Origin of the sequence: Mycolicibacter kumamotonensis, assembly GCF_002086285.1 — a bacterium.
GTDB lineage: Bacteria > Actinomycetota > Actinomycetes > Mycobacteriales > Mycobacteriaceae > Mycobacterium > Mycobacterium kumamotonense.
In genome coordinates, this window is record NZ_MVHU01000119.1 from 1 (window position 1) to 419 (window position 419).

Genomic DNA, 419 nt, shown 5'->3' on the forward strand with positions numbered 1-419 from the left:
AAACACTCCTTCTGTCCGCCCCAACGGCGGTCCGATGATGGACCACCTCGGACTTACACAGATGGAATGACACGCCCTCGAAATGGGCAAGACCGACATCCGCGATCCGCAAGAGGTCACTGCGGCCCATCCCGGTGTCACCTACCGTGCATTCGATCTCATCGACCGCGAAAGCACCCGACCGCACGCCTTTGCAGGGCCAGAACGCATCGGTGAGATGCTCGGCGAGTTGCTCGCGCTGTTCGACCAGGGTGCGCTGCGACCGCTGCCCGTCACCAGCTTCGACATTCACGAGGCGGGCCGTGCCTTGAGGGTGCTACGCGAAGGCGCCAACGTGGGCAAGCTGGTGTTGGCGGTGCCGCAGCCGTTGGGTGGTGAGGGGACGGTGGTGATCACCGGCGGAACGGGTGCGCTGGGTC

At 64.7% G+C, this 419-nt stretch carries 1 protein-coding gene; it reads left to right on the forward strand.

The genetic code is table 11. The annotated features are described in order from the left end of the window. Window positions 1-82 precede the first annotated feature (82 nt). The coding region (locus BST28_RS23030) for a zinc-binding dehydrogenase (RefSeq protein WP_207570204.1) at window positions 83-419 on the forward strand (337 nt) is incomplete at its 3' end.